The sequence below is a fragment of the Nocardioides sp. J9 genome (assembly GCF_007829375.1).
Lineage (GTDB): Bacteria > Actinomycetota > Actinomycetes > Propionibacteriales > Nocardioidaceae > Nocardioides.
Map to the genome: position 1 here is coordinate 1,756 of NZ_VLJQ01000135.1, position 15,274 is coordinate 17,029.

Genomic DNA, 15,274 nt, shown 5'->3' on the forward strand with positions numbered 1-15,274 from the left:
CGGCGTGTAGCGCAGCCGGCCCAGGGGCTCGACCGAGCAGCCCTGCACAGGCGCGGCCTCGTGGGTCACCACGGCCAGCACGTCACCCCGGCGCAGCAGGTCGTGGGAGTAGGCCTGGTCCTCGATCCGGAGCCGCAGCGCGGCCCCGGGCATCGCCGCCACGTCGCGCAGCACCGGGCGCCACCACGTCGCCAGCGAGTCGGCGTTGACCGCCACCGCCAGCTCGACGACGTCGCTGGCACCCAGGGCCGCGGCAGCCTCCCCGGCCAGCAGGCGCAGCTGCCGCCCCAGCCGCACGAGGGGTTCCCCCGCCGGCGTGAGCACGCACGGCGTCGTACGGGCGACGAGGACCTGGCCGGCGGCGTGCTCGAGGGCTCGCACCCGCTGGCTCACCGCACTGGGCGTGACGTGCAGCCGGCGGGCGGCCGCCTCGAAGGTGCCCTCCTCGGAGATCGCGAGCAACGTCTCGAGCTGGACCGGGTCGAAGCGCATGCGACCGAGGTTAAGCGACGCTTCATGATCCTCAGGAACATTCGCTGGCCTGCACCTGACCGGGTGCCTACGGTCGGGGCCGTGATCACCCCCGCCGCAGCCGGCCTCGCGACCGGCCTGTCCCTCATCGTCGCGATCGGCGCACAGAACGCGTTCGTCCTGCGTCAGGGACTCCGGCGCTCGCACGTCGGTCCGGTGGTCGCGGTGTGTGCACTGTCCGACGCCGTGCTGATCGCCGCCGGCGTCGCCGGGATCGGCACGCTCGTCGACCGGGCGGGCTGGGTGGTCGAGGTCGTCCGCTGGCTCGGCGTCGCCTTCCTGCTCTGGTACGCCGCCAGCTCGCTGCGCCGCGCCCGGCACCCCGAGTCCCTCGCACCCCGCAACGGCAACGACAGCGAGGCGCTCGGCGGCGTCCTCGCCCGCACGGTCGCGCTGACCTGGCTCAACCCGCACGTCTACCTCGACACCGTGCTCCTCATCGGCTCGATCGCCGCCGCCCACGACGGCGGGAGCGAGGCGGGTCGCTGGTGGTTCGGCGCGGGCGCGGTCCTCGGCAGCATCGTGTGGTTCTGCGGCCTCGGCTTCGGCGCCCGCCTGCTCGCCCCCCTGCTCGCCCGGCCCCGGGCCTGGCAGGTGCTGGAGGTCGCGATCGCGGTGACCATGGTCGCGGTGGCGGTGAAGCTCGCGACCGGCTGACCGCGGCGTCAGGCCTTCACGTGCGGCGAGATGAGCGCCGTGCGCACCGACATGCCCAGCTCGCGGGTGCGCAGCGTGGTGATCCGGCGCCCCGGCTGGACGGCGTCCTTGACCGGACCGGCGTGCTCGCCGAGCAGCGCCGCCGCCGCGTCGACGTCCGCGACGGTGTGGGTGAGGCCCCAGATCCGCGCCGGCCCCTCCCCCGCCTGGTCGGGCGACCCGACGAGCTCGAGGATCACCTCGCCGAGCCGGTAGAACACCTGCCGCACGGCACGTCCGCCGAGCTCGCCGTCACGCTCGCGGCGCGGCTCGAGGCCCGCCTCGCGCAGCGCGGCGACGGTTCGCGCGAGGTCGGCGAGAGCAGGACGACGTGGTCGACGTACTGCGCACCGTTGGGGTGCGGCGGCACCTCCCCGGCCGGCGGGACCGCGCCCTCGACCCACGTCGTCGGGACCCCGTCGACGTCTGCCGGCCGCTGCTGCCCGTCGTTGGCCCCCCGGCAGGACAGGGTCCAGCCCACGACCCCCCGGCCGGCGTCCGGCCCGAGCAGGCGCACCGTCACGCTCCCGATCCGGCAGGTGCCACCGTCGGCCACGGCGAACCCCGCGGCCCGCCACACCTCCGGGGTGTCGGCGACGTGGAGCTCGGCGATCGTCACGGTCACGGCGCCGACCCTATCCGGGGGTGTTCCCGGGCGTGAGACGCCCGTTTCGAGAGTTGCTTAGGTTCGGCTAACCTATCCACATGATCGTCTGCCAGTGCCGCGTCGTCACGGACCGTGACGTCGATGCTGCCCTGGCCGACGGTGCGCGCACGGTCGCGGCGGTCTGCCGCTCCACCGGCGCCGCCCAGGACTGCGGGTCCTGCATCTTCTCCGTCAAGGCCCAGGTCGTGCGCCACCACGTGCAGGAGTGCGCGCACCTGCAGGCCGACGGCGCGGCGAGCTGAGCCGTCCGGGACCGCTCCGGGCCCCGCGACAAGCCGGCCGCAACTGAGTCTGGCCTCACCCAGGGTGTGCTGTGCCAGCATCGGCGTACCGACTCCCCACCATCCGAGGTGCTTCATGCAGCCAGTGGATCCCCGCGTCGTCGACCTCCTCAACGAGGCGCTCACCTTCGAGCTCACGGTCACCAACACCTACTTCCTGCACGCCCGGATGCTCGACAACTGGGGCCTGCCGAAGCTGGGCAAGGTGTTCTACGACCTCTCCATCGACGAGATGCGCGACGCCGACGACCTGATCAACCGCATCCTGATGTTCGACGGCCACCCCAACGTGCAGCGCCTCGGCGCCATCCAGGTGGGCGAGTCCGCCGACGAGATGCTCGAGCTCGCGCTGGCGAGCGAGCGGCAGGCGGTCGCCCAGTTCAACGCCTCGGCCAAGGAGTGCCACGACCTCGGCGACCACGGCACCGCCTCGGTCTTCGAGGAGATGGTGCGCGACGAGGAGAAGCACGCCGACTGGTTCGAGAGCCAGCTCGACGCGATCGCCCGGGTGGGCCTGCAGCAGTACCTCGCCCAGCAGATCGCCTCTGGCGAGGGCCCGGGCTGACGCACCGCCCGCCGCCGTACGACGGATCGGGCCTCAGAGCAGGGTGCCGAGCGGACCGAGGTCGATGTTGAGGTCCTCGGTGGTGAGCCCGTAGCGCTCCTTGAGCTGGTCCATCGCCCGCTCGAGGTGCATCAGGCCGGTGCCCAGCTCCTCGACCTGCGCGTCGGTGAGGTCGCCCTCGTCGACGCGGCGCAGGGCCTGCTTCTCCATCAGGCTCCGGACCAGCTCCACGACGGTCAGCACGAGCTTGAGCAGGTCGCGCTCGACCGCCTCGGCGTCGGTCTCGAGCCGCTGGGGCACGACGGCGCGGTGCCGGCCGGGTCGTGCCTGGTCGACGCTCATCGCCCGGCCCCCGCCCGCTGTCGCTCCGCCATCTCCGCGCGGACCGAGGAGATGAGCAGGTGCAGCCGGATCTCCACGAGGTCCACGCCCGCCAGCGACACCACGACGTCACCCGCGACGACCACCCCGGTCCCGAGCAGCCGGTCGAGCAGGTCGACCAACGCGACAGGCGCGAGGTCGCGGGACGTGCGGGCCGGCGCGGGTGCCGGAGGCGCAGGGGCTGCAGTCACGACGCCTCCAGCATCGCGAAGGAGTACGGCGGCCACGGCCCCCGCCCGTCGACGACCACCCGGGCGTCGCCCGCCCCGAGCCGCTCGACGAGCGCGGCGAAGGCGGCCTGCTCCTCCTCGGGCACCAGGTAGGCGGCGTTGAGCACCATCGTGCCGCGGTGCCCGGACAACCGCGGGTCCTGGGCGGGCAGCATGCGGCTGGCGCGGGACAGCAGCACGAGCGCCTCGTGGACGTCGCGGGCGACCTCGGCGGCGGACTCCTCGCGGGTCGAGCGCTGCTCGGCCTGCGCCTTCTTGCGGCGCAGGTAGTCGGCGCCGGTCAGCACCGGCTCCCGCTCCTCGACGGCCTCCTCGGCGGGCAGCGAGACCACCTTGACGCTCCACTCGGCGCAACCCTCGATCCGGTCGAGGACGTGCAGCAGGTCGACGTACCACTCCCGCAGGCGGGCACGGACCGCGTCGTCGTCGAAGCAGATCGTGGCCAGCCGCATCGGGGCGGTCGGCACGCGCGAGGCGACGGTGCGCACGACGTCGTCGTGGATGCGGACGGTGTCCTCCAGCCAGCCGATGTCCTCCAGGTGCCGCCGCAACGGCTCCTCGCCGAACTCCGCCATCGGCACCGTGGACACCACCGCCAGCAGGTCGCGGTGCTCGACCAGCTCGAGCCGGCCGCCGCACATGGCGGCCACTCCGGTCAGCACGGAGGCATCGAGGCCACGGCACACGGCGTACAGGTAGCGCGCCGTCGCGGGGGCTGCGTCAGTCATCGCGCGCCTCCTCCTCGTCGGGGTCGCGCCCCTCGAGCTCGGCGACCCGGCGGCGCAGCTCGAGGTTCTCCTCGGCCATGCCGCGCTCCTTGACGGTCAGCATCGGGTCGTGGCGCCACCAGTCGATGCCCATCTCCTCGGCCTTGTCGACCGAGACGACGAGCAGGCGCAGCTTGATCGTCAGCAGCTCGATGTCGAGCAGGTTCACCCGGATGTCGCCGGCGATGATGATGCCCTTGTCGAGGACCCGCTCGAGGATGTCGGCCAGCGACGCCGGCTCGGAGCCGTGACGGCTCACCGGACCGGTCTGCTGGATGCGGGTCGCAGGTGACGCGCTGGTCTCGGTCATCGCCCCTCCCCTGCCGCTCCGCGCAGGTAACGGTCGAGCCGGCGGTAGGACTGCATGTCGCCAGCGCCGTCCAGGTCGACCTCGTAGATCGCGAGCACGTCGGTCGTGCTGGGGATGCGCCGCATCTCGACGACCTCCACCTGCACGCTCCAGCCGTCGCCGTCGCTGCTCAGCCCGACGACCCCCTCGAGCTCACGGCCGGTGAGCTCGACGAGCTGCTGGGCGCCGCGGGCGGCGGCCCTGGGACCGGACAGCCGCTCCGGCCCCCGGCTGCTCGGCTGCGTGCGCTTCCGGGTGTTGCCCGACGAGGCCTTCGCGGGCGCCTTCTTCGCGGTCTTCCTCGCCGTGCCCTTCGTGGCGCTGCGTTCCTGCTCAGCCATGCCTGCTGCGCTCCTGCCCGGTCATCAGCCGCTCGATCAGCCCGTCCTCCCAGGCTTCGGCGGCCTCCTCGTCGATCGCCCCGTCCTGGCGCAGACGGTCGACCTCCTCGAGCTCGCGCCGGATCAGCTCGGGGTCGTAGTACTGGTCCTCGGCGTGCCGCAGCACCTGGTCGGCGACCGCGAGCGTGCCGCGCAGCGGCGCCAGCGGCAGCGTGAGGATCCCGGTGATCAGGCCCATGGCACGTCCCCTGCGAAGTCGTACGGCGCCATCGGGCCGACCAGGCGCACGCGCAGCACCTCGTGGTGCTCGGCGGCGAGCTCCTCGAGACGGTCGACGAGCTCCTGCTCCCGCTCGACGTCGACGAGCAGCGCCGCGTCGACAGCCTGGGTGGCGGACGGCTCGCGCCGCACCCGCACCTCGGCCAGCCCGGCGATCGCGTCGAGCACGACCACGGCAGCCTCGGCGCTGCGCTGCTCCAGCGCGTGCGCGACGAGCTCGCCGAGCCGCACCCGGTCGCGGTACGACGCCTCCTCGGGCAGGTCGCGGGTGCGCTCCCGCAACCGGCGGACCTCCTGGTCGCGGGCGACGAGGTCGGCCAGGACGGCCTCCTCGACGTGCTCGACCCGCAGGTTGTGCTGGCGTCGACCGGCGAGGCGCTCGAGGACGGCACGCAACGGGTCGCGCTGCTCGGCGAGGAAGCCGGCGACGGCGGCCTCGTCGGGAAGCACGGTCCCGAACCGGACCGGGGCCACCGCGCCGCTGGCGACCAGCGCGTCGAGCACGGCGTGGTGGCGCAGCAGGTCCGCCCGCCGCGGGCGGGAGAACCCCGCCCGGACCGGGGCGACCACCGCAGCCACGCCGTCGCCGACGACCAGGCCGACGTCCGGGTCGTCGACGGCCCCACCGACGTCGTCAGCGTCGTCGCCGGCAGGCACGACACCGAACACCACGAGGTCGGCGTCCTCGGCCTGCACCCCCGGCGGTGCGGGGGCCAGCCGGGCGCCCATCAGCGGGACTCGGAGCGCCGCCGGCTCGCGGTCTTCTTCGCCGGCCGGCGCTCCTTCTCGTCGTCGTCGTCATCGTCCTTGCTGCCGGTGATGGCGCGCTTGACGCCCTCGACCGCGCCCTTGGCCTTGCCCGCGGCGCCCGAGCTCTGCAGGTCGTGGACCATCTCGCCGAGGTCCTTGCCCCCGTGCTCGTAGAGGTCGAGGCGGTTGGTGGCCTCCGCGAACCGGAGGTAGGTGTCGACGCTGGCGATCACGATCCGGGCGTCGATGGTGAGCAGCTCGATGCCCACCAGGGAGACCCGGACGTAGGCGTCGATCACGATCCCCTTGTCGAGGATGGAGTCGATGACGTCGGCGAGCCCGCTGGGCGCGGGCCGCTCGAGGTAGCCGCCACCGCTGCGCTGGTGTGTCTGGACGGTCATGGGATGCCTCCTGCTTCCTCGGGCTCAGCTCGCCCGCTTGCGACGGGACCGGGCACGCGGGCGCTCGTCGGACTCCTCGTCCTCGGGCTCCTCCTCGTCCTCGGGCTCCTCGTCGTCGTACTGGTCGTCGTCCTCGGGCTCGTCCTCCGGCTCCTCGTCCTCGAGGTCCTCGGGCTCCTCCTCGGGCTCGTCCTCCTCGTCGGAGTACTCGTCCTCGGGCTCGTCCTCGGCCGGCTCGTCCTCGAGGTCCTCGGGCTCTTCCTCAGGCTCGTCCTCCGCCTCGTCCTCGTCGGAGTACTCGTCCTCGTCCTCGGGTTCGTCCTCGGACTCGTCCTCGTCGGAGTACTCGTCCTCGGGCTCGTCCTCGTCCGGTTCGTCCGCGTCCTCGTCGTCGAGGTCCGCGTCCTCGTCGTAGCCCTCGTCATCCGGCTCGTCACCCTGCTCGTCACCGGACTCGTCGGCCTGCGACTGCTCCTCCTCCTCGAGCGCCTCCTCGTGCGTCTGCACGACCTCGCCGTCCAGGATCGTGCCGCGCCAGCCCTCGATCTCGTCCGTGTCGAGCACGGTGTTCGTCATGACGTGGCGCCGGAAGTGCTTGAGCTCGGCACGGGCGCGACGGCCCTGCGCCCGCCAGATGTTCCCGGTGCGCTCGAAGAGGCCCTGGGGGTGGTACTCGAGCACCACGAGGATCCGGGTCAGGTTCGGCCCCAGCTCGTGGAAGGTGACCGCGCCGTCGACGTGGCCCTTGTTGCCCTTGGAGCGCCACACGATGCGCTCGTCGGGGACCTGCTCGAGGATGGTGGCCTCCCAGGTGCGGTGCGACCACACGATCTGGGCCTTCCAGGTGACCTTGTTGTCCTCCTCGGCCTCGACCTTCTCGACCTTCTTCATGAAGCTCGGGAACCCGCCGAACTCGGTCCACTGGTCGTAGGCCACGCGCACCGGCACACCGACGTCGATGTCCTCGATGATGTTGGTGGCCTTGGTCCCCTTGGACGAGCCGGACGAGGAGCCCGAGTCCCCACCCAGCCCGGGGACCTTGTCCTTGACGACGCCCTTGGCCATCGTCGCCGCGCCCTTGATCTTGTCGCCGAGCCCGGACCCGCCGGACCCGCCGTCGGAGTCGTCGGAGGACGTGACGCCGTTCGCCATGTCCTCGAGCCGGTCGGTCAGGCCGCCGATGCGGTCGGACACCGAGCCCGCGGCCTTGCCGGCGAGGGCCTGGAACAGCTCACCGCCGGCGCTGGCGAGCCTGCTGCTTCCGCTCGAACCCATCGGGCTCACCTCCCGGAGCGGGACGACGACGACTTCTTCGTCGCGCGACCCGAGGTGGACTTCTTCACCGGAGCCTTCTTCGCTGCCGCCTTCTTCGCCGGCGCCTTCCGGGCGGCCGACTTCTTCGCGGGCGACCGCTTGCTCGCGGTCTTCTTGGCAGCGGTCTTCTTGGCAGCGGCCTTCTTCGCCGGCGCCTTCTTCGCGGGCGCCTTGCGCGGCTCGGCCTTCTTGCTCGCAGCCTTCTTCGCCGGGGCCTTGCGGCTGGACGAGCTCTTGCGCGCGGAGCGGCGGCGCCGCGGCGGCTCCTCCGGCTCGGCCTCGTCCTCCGGCTCCTCGGCCTCGTCCTCCGGCTCCTCGGGCTCGTCGGACTCGTCGGGCTCGTCCGGCTCCGCCTCGTCCTCCGGCTCGTCCTCGTCGTCGGGCTCGTCCTCGGGTTCGTCGTCGGGTTCGTCCTCGCCTGGTTGCAGCGACCGGGTGAGCGACTCGACGCGGGACGCCGCAGCGACCATGGCCGCTTCCTTCGCGACGTCGACGAGCCGGCCGGTCAGCTGCCCCTGCAGCTCCTTGAGCTGCGGGGTGTTCTCGATGAGCTCCGCACCCTGCGCGAGCAGCTCCCGGTTGCTGGCGAGCTTCTTGCCCGCGAGCATCCCGGCGAGCGACACCGCCAGCCGCAGCTTCTTCGTCCGACCCAACAGGTAGCCCCCGGCAACAGCCAGGGCGATCTTGGAATTGGCAGACATCTCCCAGACCGCGATGCACTCCCCCCGAGCGCAGGTCGCGGTCCCCTCCCTGCGCTGCGATGTACCCCGCCACCCGGGGCACAATCGGGATGAATGTGGCCCGCGCCACAATTCCCGCGGATCAGCGGGATGAGCCCTGCACGGCGTCGCGGAGCAGGTCGACGGTCTCGGCCGTCAGGTCGGCGTGGACCATCACCACGTCGCGGCGGGTGCGCCCCCGCTCGACGATGGGTCGTACGACAGCCAGGTCGACGTCGCGCGCGAGGACCAGCAGCGCCGACGTACCGGGCGCGAGCGCGCACCGCGCCTGGTCCAGCATCCCCTGGTCGATGCCGGTGCCGGCGAGGCGCCGGGCGAGGTCGGCGACGCGGCGGTCACCCTCCGGTCCGTCGTCGGCGAGCAGGTCGACCAGCCCGCCCAGCAGCGAGCCGTCCAGCTGTGCGGAGCGGCGACGCAGGTGGCCGACGTGCGGCCGGTGGGTCCCCTTCACCCAGGTCACGGTCACCGCGTCGGTGACCAGCACGGCACCGCGCCGCACGAGCTCCTTGAACCGGACCTCGCCAGCGGCTGCGCCCAGCGTGGAGTCGTAGACCCAGATCGTGAGGGATGGCACCGCCCGCCAGCTGCCGGACGCTGCGGCCCTCCCGGACAACCGCACCACTCGCCCCCCTTCGGCGAACAGTCGTGATGTACCCAGATTGGTCCAATCCACGTTGCCCCGGAAGTGCTTTTTCGCGGAATCGGGCATCCGACCGGTACGGCGGGGTACCGGGCTGGGCCGGAGGGAGTCCACGAGGGGGGAACCTGATGCCTGACACCGACGACGACACGCGCGCCCGGATCGTCGACCTGCTGCTCGAGAAGGTCGCCGAGGACCGCTTCCCGTCGATCCCGATGATGGAGCTGCTCCAGGACCTGCTGACACCGGACGAGGTGCCGGCCTACGCAGCAGTCCTGATGCAGAAGATCAGCGAGACGACGTACCCGAGCGTGACCATGCTGGCCCGGCTGGCCTCGCTCGCCGACACCCGCTGACGGCCGGGCACGGGACGGAGCCGGTCAGCTGGCCTTCCTGGACTGCTTCGACTGCTTCGACTGCTTCGTCGAGCCGGCGTCGTCCCGCGCCTTGCCGATGGCCGTGCGGAGCTGGGCCGCGGTCATCCTCGAGCGTCCCTTGACGTCGAGCTCCTTCGCGAGCGCGTCGAGCTCCTTCTTGGTGAGGTCGGCCAGGTCGACGTCGGCGGCTTCCCTCTCGCGGGTCTCGAGCTTCCCGCCCGCACGCTTGTTGCCGGGACGGTGCTTCTTGCTGCCCTCGATGGACTGCTGCAAGGCGGTGAGCAGGTCGACCACCTTGTCGCCGGCGGCCTCGGGGTCGCGCTCGGCGACGACGACGCGGTCCTTCTTCTTCGCCTCGACGAGCTCCTCGACCCGGTCGGTGTAGGTGTCGCGGTAGTTCTCCGGATCCCACGTCGTGGTGAGCGCCTCGACGAGGTCGACCGCCATCTGCAGGTCCTTGCCGCGGCTGGCCGCGCGCTGCGGCAGGTTGTCGAGCTGCTCGGCCGGGTCGCGGACCTCGTCGGCGAAGTACATCGTCTCCAGCACCAGCACGTTGTCCTTGGGCCGTACGGCGGCGAGGTACTGCTTGCCGCGCATCACGAAGGTCGCGATCCCGATCCGCTCGGCCTTCGCCATCGCGCCGGCGAGCAGCGCGTAGGCCTTCTTCGCTGCCTCGTCGGAGGGTGCGAGGTAGTAGCTCTTCTGGAAGTAGATCGGGTCGATCTCCGCAGCGTCGACGAAGTCGCTGATGTCGATGGTGCGGCTCTTGCCGGGCTCGACCGACTCGAGCTCCTCCTGGGTGAGCATGACGTACTCACCGTCGTCGACCTCCGCCCCCTTCACGATGTCGCCGTAGGAGACCTCGTCCCCTGTGTCCTCGTTGACCCGCTTGTAGCGGATCCGTGACGAGGTCCCCTCCTCGAACTGGTGGAAGTGCACCTCGTGCGCCTGGGTCGCCGAGTAGAGCCCGACCGGCACGTTGACCAGTCCGAAGGACAACGACCCCGACCAGATCGACCGTGCCACGCCATTCCTCCTCGTCCCCGACCGCGGCCGCGGTCAGTCGTCCCCGAGGTACCCGTGCCGTCAGGGAGTACGCCGCGCGGCGCTGGCGAGGAGGTCCTCGACGTCGCGGCGGGCGCAGAGCCGCCGGTGCCCCCGTCCGGGCCCGTCCTGCTCGCTAGGCTTCGGACGTGACCGGCACGGACGAGCGTAGCCCGCGCGGCCGCCTGGGCATCGTCGTCGACGCGCTGGGTGCGCGCAGCTCCGACGAGGCGGCGCGACGGCTCCTCGACGCCGCGGGTGGGGCGGCGGACCAGGTCGTCGAGCACGGGCTCGGTGTTCCGGCCGTGCAGGTGCGCAAGCTGCGCTTCGCGAGCGGGGTCGAGGTCGTGCTGCACGACGACGTGGTGGTCGGCGTGCTCCTGCACCTGCGCCCGGTTGAGGGCGGTGGCGTCGTCGACCTGTCCAGCTGGCTGCCGCGGACCGGGAACGACGCGAGCCTGAAGGACCTCGAGCGCGCGTTCCGGCGCAAGGCGAGGTTCGCCGGGATCAGGTCGCCGTACGTCCCGGTCGGGCGGGCCTTCGCGCAGCTGCGGTTCGCGGGTCCCCACGGGGGTGGCTGGAAGGAGCGCGGCAACCTCGCCACCATCGTCGTCACCCTCGACCGGCCGGGGCTGGCACTGGCGCCCGACGCCGACGAGTGCCCGGCCTGTTCGACGCTGGCTGTGCTCGACGACCGGGGAGGCCTCGACGTCGACGCGGCCCTAGCCCGGATGCGGGACGCCGTCGAGGCGGGCAAGGTCGAGGAGGAGCCGGGCCGGGTGCCGCTGGACGACGTGCCGCCCCTGCACGCCTCGGGGTTGATGGACGTCGTCGAGAGCCAGCTGACGTGCCGCACCTGCGCCCGCACCGCCTGCCTGACCCTCCACCGCGACGCCGCCCCCACCTTCACCTGGGTCAGCCGCGCCGAGGCCCAGCGCCGACCACTGGCCGCGGTCCCGCCGGTCGAGCGGTGGGGCAGCCCGGACCGCGTCACCAAGGCTCGCCGGGCGCTGACCGTGGTCGACCACGAGCCGGCAGCCTGGTTCCTCCTCGCCGAGGGCGAACGGCTCTACCTCGACGCGCGCTACTCCTACAGCGCCGTCATCGACGACTCCGCGCTGGTAGAGCTCGACGCCACCGAGCGCGAGGCCTGGCGGACCGGCGGCCACGCCTACCTGCAGCGGCTCGCCGAGGCGATCCACATGAGCGCGCCCTACGAGGACACCTCGCCCTACTACGCCCGCGACCTCTTCCGCCGCGGCGGCGAGCCGGGTCGTGACTACCGCGGCGAGGTCACCGGCGCCGTCGTCGAGCACCGGATGCGGTCCGAGCTGCGCTGACAGTGAGCCCCGCCGCCCGCGGCCCGGTCAGACGTTGAAGCGGAACTCGACCGCGTAGATGTCAGCCACGTTCGCGTCCCGGGAGCGGGGCACCGTCAAGGAACGACTCGTACGCCTCACGAGCGTCGTCCTCGACCACTGTTGTCGCGGGGCCATAGCGCGTGTCTGTACGGTCGCGCTTCGGCCCAGAGAGCCAGAACTCTTCGCCGGTCGCGACATCGTAGAAGTTGCTGTCGAACCCGGGCGCCCGGCGCAGTTCCCGTCCTTGGAAGCGAGCGGTACCCCACGAGCGGTTGAAGTCCACCCAGCCGATCCACGACGGCCCACGATCGACGTCGTATCCGGTCTTCAACTGAACGAACATGATCCGGCGCGCCACGACCGTCTCCTCACGACTTATTGAAGCGGAACTCCACGACGTCGCCGTCGGCCATGACGTAGTCCTTGCCCTCCATGCGGACCTTGCCGGCCTCCTTGGCCTTGGCCATCGAGCCGGCCTCGACCAGGTCGTCGAAGGAGACGACCTCGGCCTTGATGAAGCCCTTCTCGAAGTCGGTGTGGATGACACCGGCGGCCTGCGGGGCGGTGGCGCCCTTGGGGATGGTCCACGCGCGCGCCTCCTTCGGGCCCGCGGTGAGGTAGGTCTGGAGGCCGAGGGTGTCGAAGCCGACGCGGGCGAGGACCTCGAGGCCGGGCTCGGTGACACCCGCCTCGGCCAGGAACTCCGCGGCCTCCTCGTCGTCGAGCTCGATCAGCTCGGACTCGAACTTCGCGTCGAGGAAGATCGCCTCGGCGGGCGCGACGAGCTCGCGCATCCGGGTCTTGAGCTCCTCGTCCTGCAGCTCGTCGGCGTCGCAGTTGAAGACGTAGATGAACGGCTTGGCCGTGAGCAGGGAGAGCTCGCGCAGCAGGGACCGGTCGATGTCGGTGGAGATGATCGGCGTACCGGCCTCCAGCGCCTCCTTCGCGGCCTTGGCGGCCTCGAGGTTCGCGACGAGGTCCTTGTTCTTCCGCGACTCCTTCTCGAGTCGCACGACCGCCTTCTCGACCGTCTCGAGGTCGGCGAAGATCAGCTCGGTCTGGATCGTGGAGATGTCGTTGCCGGGGTTGACCTCGCCGTCGACGTGGGTGACGTCCTCGTCACGGAAGACGCGGGTCACCTGGCAGATCGCCGCGGACTCGCGGATGTGGGCGAGGAACTTGTTGCCGAGGCCCTCGCCCTGCGAGGCGCCGCGCACGATGCCGGCGATGTCGACGAACTCCACGGTGGCCGGGAGGATCCGCTCGGAGCCGAAGATCTCGGCAAGCTTTGCCAGGCGCGGGTCGGGCACGCCCACCACGCCCACGTTGGGCTCGATGGTGGCGAACGGGTAGTTCGCCGCGAGGACGTCGTTCTTGGTCAGCGCGTTGAAGAGCGTCGACTTGCCCGCGTTCGGGAGCCCGACGATTCCGATGGTGAGTGCCACGGGGCGCGATTCTATGGCCGTACGACGGGTGGCGATGAATCAGCGACGGGCCCGCAGCCGCTTGCGGGCGCTCCACAGGAGCAGGGTCGCCGGGGCGGTGGCCAGCAGGCACACCGTGCCGAGGATGAGCCTGTACCCGTGCGGGTCGTCCTCGGCGGGTCCCAGCCACGCCCGCAGCACGCTGAGCAGCAGGAGCACCTGGAACCCGCCGAGGACGACGAGCAGGCCGGTCACGACGGCCCCGGTGACGGGGCGGGTGGACTGCGCCATGTCGTCCACCTGCCCCGTCGGGGAGGTCACGAACCGTAGAGGGCCCGGATCCCTTCGGCGTCGCTCGCCTGGAACTCCAGGTCGGACGAGCTGCCGTTGCACTGCGGGTAGTGCATGATCGACTTGCTGTCGTACGGCGTCAGCGGGCGCCAGTTGTTGTCCTCGAAGCACGTGCCGGCCTCCGGCCGGGTGTGCTCGTGGCGGAACCCGAGGGCGTGGCCGAGCTCGTGGCCGAGGATGTCGCCGGGCTCCCAGTTGCCGGAGCTCCAGATGGAGTCGTCGACCAGCACGTTGCGCTGCCGCTTGGGCGTGCTCGGGAAGAAGGCCCGGGCGATGTACTGCGTCGTGTTGACCGGCTCGACCGAGAACAGCACCGAGCTGTTGCGGGTGTTGCAGTTGCTGTTCTGCGACGACACGTAGACGAAGTTGACCCGCGACGTGGCGTTCTCCCACAGCGCCGCACCGGCGTTCATCGCGTTCACGATGTCGCCGTGCCGGCTGCCGAACTTCGTGCTGACGCAGTAGGTCAGGTTGAGCGCCTGCGACGAGCTCCACTTGTCGTCGGCACCGTTGACCCGGTTGACGATGAGCCCGTCCTTCTGCGACTTCGGCTTCACCATCTGCTCGTAGAACTTCTTGAGCGCGCCGTCGTTGGAGATCACCTCGTCGCCGTTGACGACGTACGCACCGTCGACGTCGACGTACGTCGAGGCCTTGAACTCCTGGTAGGTGGGGGCGTCCGTCGCGTCACTGTCCGCGGCCGACGCCGAGACGGTGGCCCCCGCGAACGCGGCGGCCAGGCACGCGATGCCGACGGAAATCCTGCTGGTCCGGCTAGACAACATCCAAGAACCTTTCTCCCGAGAATGGATTGGCGACATCGAAACGCCGTGGAGGTGTGAGCCACAAGAGATCTTGCGGCTCACAAATGCGCAGGCTCTGGGGCTGCAGGAAAGTGAGCCACGGTTTCGGGGGTGGTCTTTGCGGGCTGGGGTCGCGTAGTCGGCACAGTCGGAGTGGCAGCGACGACGAGGCTGGGTAGGTGGTCGGGGCCGGCGGTCGGCGTGCCGTCGCGTAGGACGAGACGGGCTGGTCCCCGCAGGTTGCAGTCACGCAGCCGGCACAGTCTCGAAAGGCAGCGACGAGAAGGCTGGTTGGGTGGCGGGTCCGGCGGTCGGCCTGCGGTCCCGTAGGCGACGCCGGCTCCCGGTGGGTGAGGTGCGAGGCGCCCCAGCGCCGAGCCTCGAAACCACCGGGCCTTCGAGGCGGGCTGTGGATAGAGAACTGGGAGATTTCCCAGTCCACAGGCGGGTTTTCGGACCACCTTAGTGTCGGCGGTGTCTGGAAGAATCCAGTCATGGATCTCGGAACCAGCGCTCCCTCGGYGGAGCAGTACGACGGCCACTCGGTCGCCGAGCTGTTCACCGAGCTCCGCGCCGGAGCCCGGATCCGCACCACCGCGATGATCAACGAGTGGATCGCCATCGTCGCCTGGGCTGACCAGAACGTCGTCGAGTCGCCTGAGGGCGCAGCCACGTTGCTGGACGGGGTCGTCGACACCGGCGTCCCGATCGCCGGTCCGGGTGCACCGCTGGTGTCGGAGTTCGCGTTGATGGAGCTCATCGCCGTTCTCGGCCGTTCCCCTATCAGTGGACGCGCCTACGTCGGCCAGGTGATCGAGTGCGCCTGGCGCCTGCCCCGCCTCTACCGGGCCGTGGTCGCGGGTCGTGTGGACACGTGGAAGGCACAGCGCATCGCGGACCTCACCCACCCGCTCTCCCCCGAGGCCGTCGAGTTCGTCGACCGGCAGCTCGCAGCCGCCGTCGACGACGTCGGCTGGAAACA

General features: G+C 71.3%; 24 protein-coding genes and 1 pseudogene. 6 read left to right on the forward strand and 19 right to left on the reverse strand.

Annotated features, from left to right (window positions below; translation table 11 throughout):
- Positions 1–492: ArgP/LysG family DNA-binding transcriptional regulator (locus tag L615_RS24530; RefSeq protein WP_261376826.1), on the reverse strand; the 492-nt coding region annotated here is incomplete at its 3' end.
- Positions 493–573: 81 nt separating this feature from the next.
- On the opposite strand from L615_RS24530, the gene L615_RS22340 reads away from it, so the two are divergent.
- Positions 574–1,188, forward strand: coding sequence for a LysE/ArgO family amino acid transporter (locus L615_RS22340; RefSeq protein WP_261376827.1), 615 nt, complete (start codon positions 574–576; stop codon positions 1,186–1,188).
- A gap of 8 nt (positions 1,189–1,196) precedes the next feature.
- Here L615_RS22340 and L615_RS23920 read toward each other — a convergent pair whose 3' ends face one another.
- Both L615_RS23920 and L615_RS22345 read right to left on the reverse strand, forming a co-directional pair.
- A complete protein-coding gene (locus L615_RS23920) occupies positions 1,197–1,448 on the reverse strand; it encodes a hypothetical protein (protein ID WP_222430668.1) in 252 nt (83 codons plus the stop codon).
- Entirely contained in the window at positions 1,424–1,852 is a 429-nt protein-coding gene (locus L615_RS22345; protein WP_222430669.1) for a hypothetical protein, read from the reverse strand. Before L615_RS22345 ends, L615_RS23920 begins: the two co-directional genes overlap by 25 nt.
- Before the next feature lie 80 nt (positions 1,853–1,932).
- Here L615_RS22345 and L615_RS22350 point away from each other — a divergent pair, with 80 nt between their 5' ends.
- A complete protein-coding gene (locus L615_RS22350; protein WP_028656098.1) occupies positions 1,933–2,136 on the forward strand; it encodes a bacterioferritin-associated ferredoxin in 204 nt (67 codons plus the stop codon).
- Between the two features lie 115 nt (positions 2,137–2,251).
- A complete protein-coding gene (bfr, locus tag L615_RS22355) occupies positions 2,252–2,740 on the forward strand; it encodes a bacterioferritin (protein ID WP_028656097.1) in 489 nt (162 codons plus the stop codon).
- A gap of 33 nt (positions 2,741–2,773) precedes the next feature.
- On the opposite strand, the gene L615_RS22360 is transcribed toward bfr, so the two are convergent.
- The 11 genes from L615_RS22360 to L615_RS22410 all read right to left on the reverse strand — a co-directional run bounded on the left by L615_RS22360 (position 2,774) and on the right by L615_RS22410 (position 8,866).
- Complete coding sequence (locus L615_RS22360) at positions 2,774–3,082, reverse strand: gas vesicle protein K (RefSeq protein WP_145726515.1); 309 nt, start codon at positions 3,080–3,082, stop codon at positions 2,774–2,776.
- Positions 3,079–3,312, reverse strand: a complete 234-nt coding sequence (gene gvpJ, locus L615_RS22365; RefSeq protein WP_145726516.1) for a gas vesicle protein GvpJ — start codon at positions 3,310–3,312, stop codon at positions 3,079–3,081. Before gvpJ (L615_RS22365) ends, L615_RS22360 begins: the two co-directional genes overlap by 4 nt.
- Positions 3,309–4,079 (reverse strand): GvpL/GvpF family gas vesicle protein, encoded by a 771-nt coding sequence (locus tag L615_RS22370; protein WP_145726517.1) that lies wholly within the window; start codon positions 4,077–4,079, stop codon positions 3,309–3,311. The genes gvpJ (L615_RS22365) and L615_RS22370 overlap by 4 nt, the downstream gene beginning before the upstream one ends.
- Positions 4,072–4,428 (reverse strand): gas vesicle protein, encoded by a 357-nt coding sequence (locus L615_RS22375; protein ID WP_145726518.1) that lies wholly within the window; start codon positions 4,426–4,428, stop codon positions 4,072–4,074. Before L615_RS22375 ends, L615_RS22370 begins: the two co-directional genes overlap by 8 nt.
- The gene (locus tag L615_RS22380) at positions 4,425–4,808 is read right to left on the reverse strand and encodes a gas vesicle protein (RefSeq protein ID WP_145726519.1); all 384 of its coding nucleotides are present in this window, start codon (positions 4,806–4,808) and stop codon (positions 4,425–4,427) included. Before L615_RS22380 ends, L615_RS22375 begins: the two co-directional genes overlap by 4 nt.
- Entirely contained in the window at positions 4,801–5,046 is a 246-nt protein-coding gene (locus tag L615_RS22385) for a gas vesicle protein GvpG (RefSeq protein ID WP_145726520.1), read from the reverse strand. The genes L615_RS22380 and L615_RS22385 overlap by 8 nt, the downstream gene beginning before the upstream one ends.
- Positions 5,037–5,816 carry a GvpL/GvpF family gas vesicle protein gene (locus L615_RS22390; protein ID WP_145726521.1) on the reverse strand — a complete coding sequence of 260 codons (780 nt, stop codon included), beginning with the start codon at positions 5,814–5,816 and terminating at the stop codon, positions 5,037–5,039. The genes L615_RS22385 and L615_RS22390 overlap by 10 nt, the downstream gene beginning before the upstream one ends.
- Entirely contained in the window at positions 5,816–6,238 is a 423-nt protein-coding gene (gene gvpJ / locus L615_RS22395) for a gas vesicle protein GvpJ (protein ID WP_145726522.1), read from the reverse strand. Before gvpJ (L615_RS22395) ends, L615_RS22390 begins: the two co-directional genes overlap by 1 nt.
- Before the next feature lie 24 nt (positions 6,239–6,262).
- On the reverse strand, positions 6,263–7,513 hold the full coding sequence (locus L615_RS22400) for an SRPBCC family protein (RefSeq protein WP_145726523.1): 1,251 nt from the start codon (positions 7,511–7,513) through the stop codon (positions 6,263–6,265).
- 5 nt (positions 7,514–7,518) lie between these two features.
- Positions 7,519–8,253, reverse strand: a complete 735-nt coding sequence (locus L615_RS22405; protein ID WP_145726524.1) for a histone H1-like repetitive region-containing protein — start codon at positions 8,251–8,253, stop codon at positions 7,519–7,521.
- Positions 8,254–8,374: 121 nt separating this feature from the next.
- Entirely contained in the window at positions 8,375–8,866 is a 492-nt protein-coding gene (locus tag L615_RS22410; protein WP_145726525.1) for a hypothetical protein, read from the reverse strand.
- A 194-nt stretch (positions 8,867–9,060) separates the two neighbouring features.
- Here L615_RS22410 and L615_RS22415 point away from each other — a divergent pair, with 194 nt between their 5' ends.
- The gene (locus L615_RS22415; protein ID WP_145726526.1) at positions 9,061–9,288 is read left to right on the forward strand and encodes a hypothetical protein; all 228 of its coding nucleotides are present in this window, start codon (positions 9,061–9,063) and stop codon (positions 9,286–9,288) included.
- A gap of 24 nt (positions 9,289–9,312) precedes the next feature.
- Here the strand turns inward: L615_RS22415 and L615_RS22420 are convergent, their stop codons facing one another.
- A complete protein-coding gene (locus L615_RS22420; protein WP_145726527.1) occupies positions 9,313–10,335 on the reverse strand; it encodes a Ku protein in 1,023 nt (340 codons plus the stop codon).
- 167 nt (positions 10,336–10,502) lie between these two features.
- On the opposite strand from L615_RS22420, the gene L615_RS22425 reads away from it, so the two are divergent.
- Positions 10,503–11,693: a hypothetical protein gene (locus L615_RS22425; RefSeq protein WP_145726528.1), complete on the forward strand. Its 1,191-nt coding sequence runs from the start codon at positions 10,503–10,505 to the stop codon at positions 11,691–11,693.
- A 61-nt stretch (positions 11,694–11,754) separates the two neighbouring features.
- Here L615_RS22425 and L615_RS22430 read toward each other — a convergent pair whose 3' ends face one another.
- Genes L615_RS22430 through L615_RS22445 form a run of 4 tightly spaced genes read right to left on the reverse strand, consistent with a single transcriptional unit; the run spans position 11,755 to position 14,274 of the window.
- Positions 11,755–12,072 (reverse strand): hypothetical protein, encoded by a 318-nt coding sequence (locus tag L615_RS22430; protein WP_028656091.1) that lies wholly within the window; start codon positions 12,070–12,072, stop codon positions 11,755–11,757.
- A gap of 10 nt (positions 12,073–12,082) precedes the next feature.
- On the reverse strand, positions 12,083–13,159 hold the full coding sequence (gene ychF, locus L615_RS22435; RefSeq protein WP_028656090.1) for a redox-regulated ATPase YchF: 1,077 nt from the start codon (positions 13,157–13,159) through the stop codon (positions 12,083–12,085).
- Positions 13,160–13,198: 39 nt separating this feature from the next.
- Entirely contained in the window at positions 13,199–13,429 is a 231-nt protein-coding gene (locus tag L615_RS22440; protein WP_145726529.1) for a hypothetical protein, read from the reverse strand.
- 26 nt (positions 13,430–13,455) lie between these two features.
- Positions 13,456–14,274, reverse strand: coding sequence for a M57 family metalloprotease (locus tag L615_RS22445; protein ID WP_028656088.1), 819 nt, complete (start codon positions 14,272–14,274; stop codon positions 13,456–13,458).
- Between the two features lie 512 nt (positions 14,275–14,786).
- Between L615_RS22445 and L615_RS22450 the strand changes: the two are divergent.
- A pseudogene (locus L615_RS22450) lies at positions 14,787–15,274 on the forward strand (hypothetical protein); the annotation flags it as partial.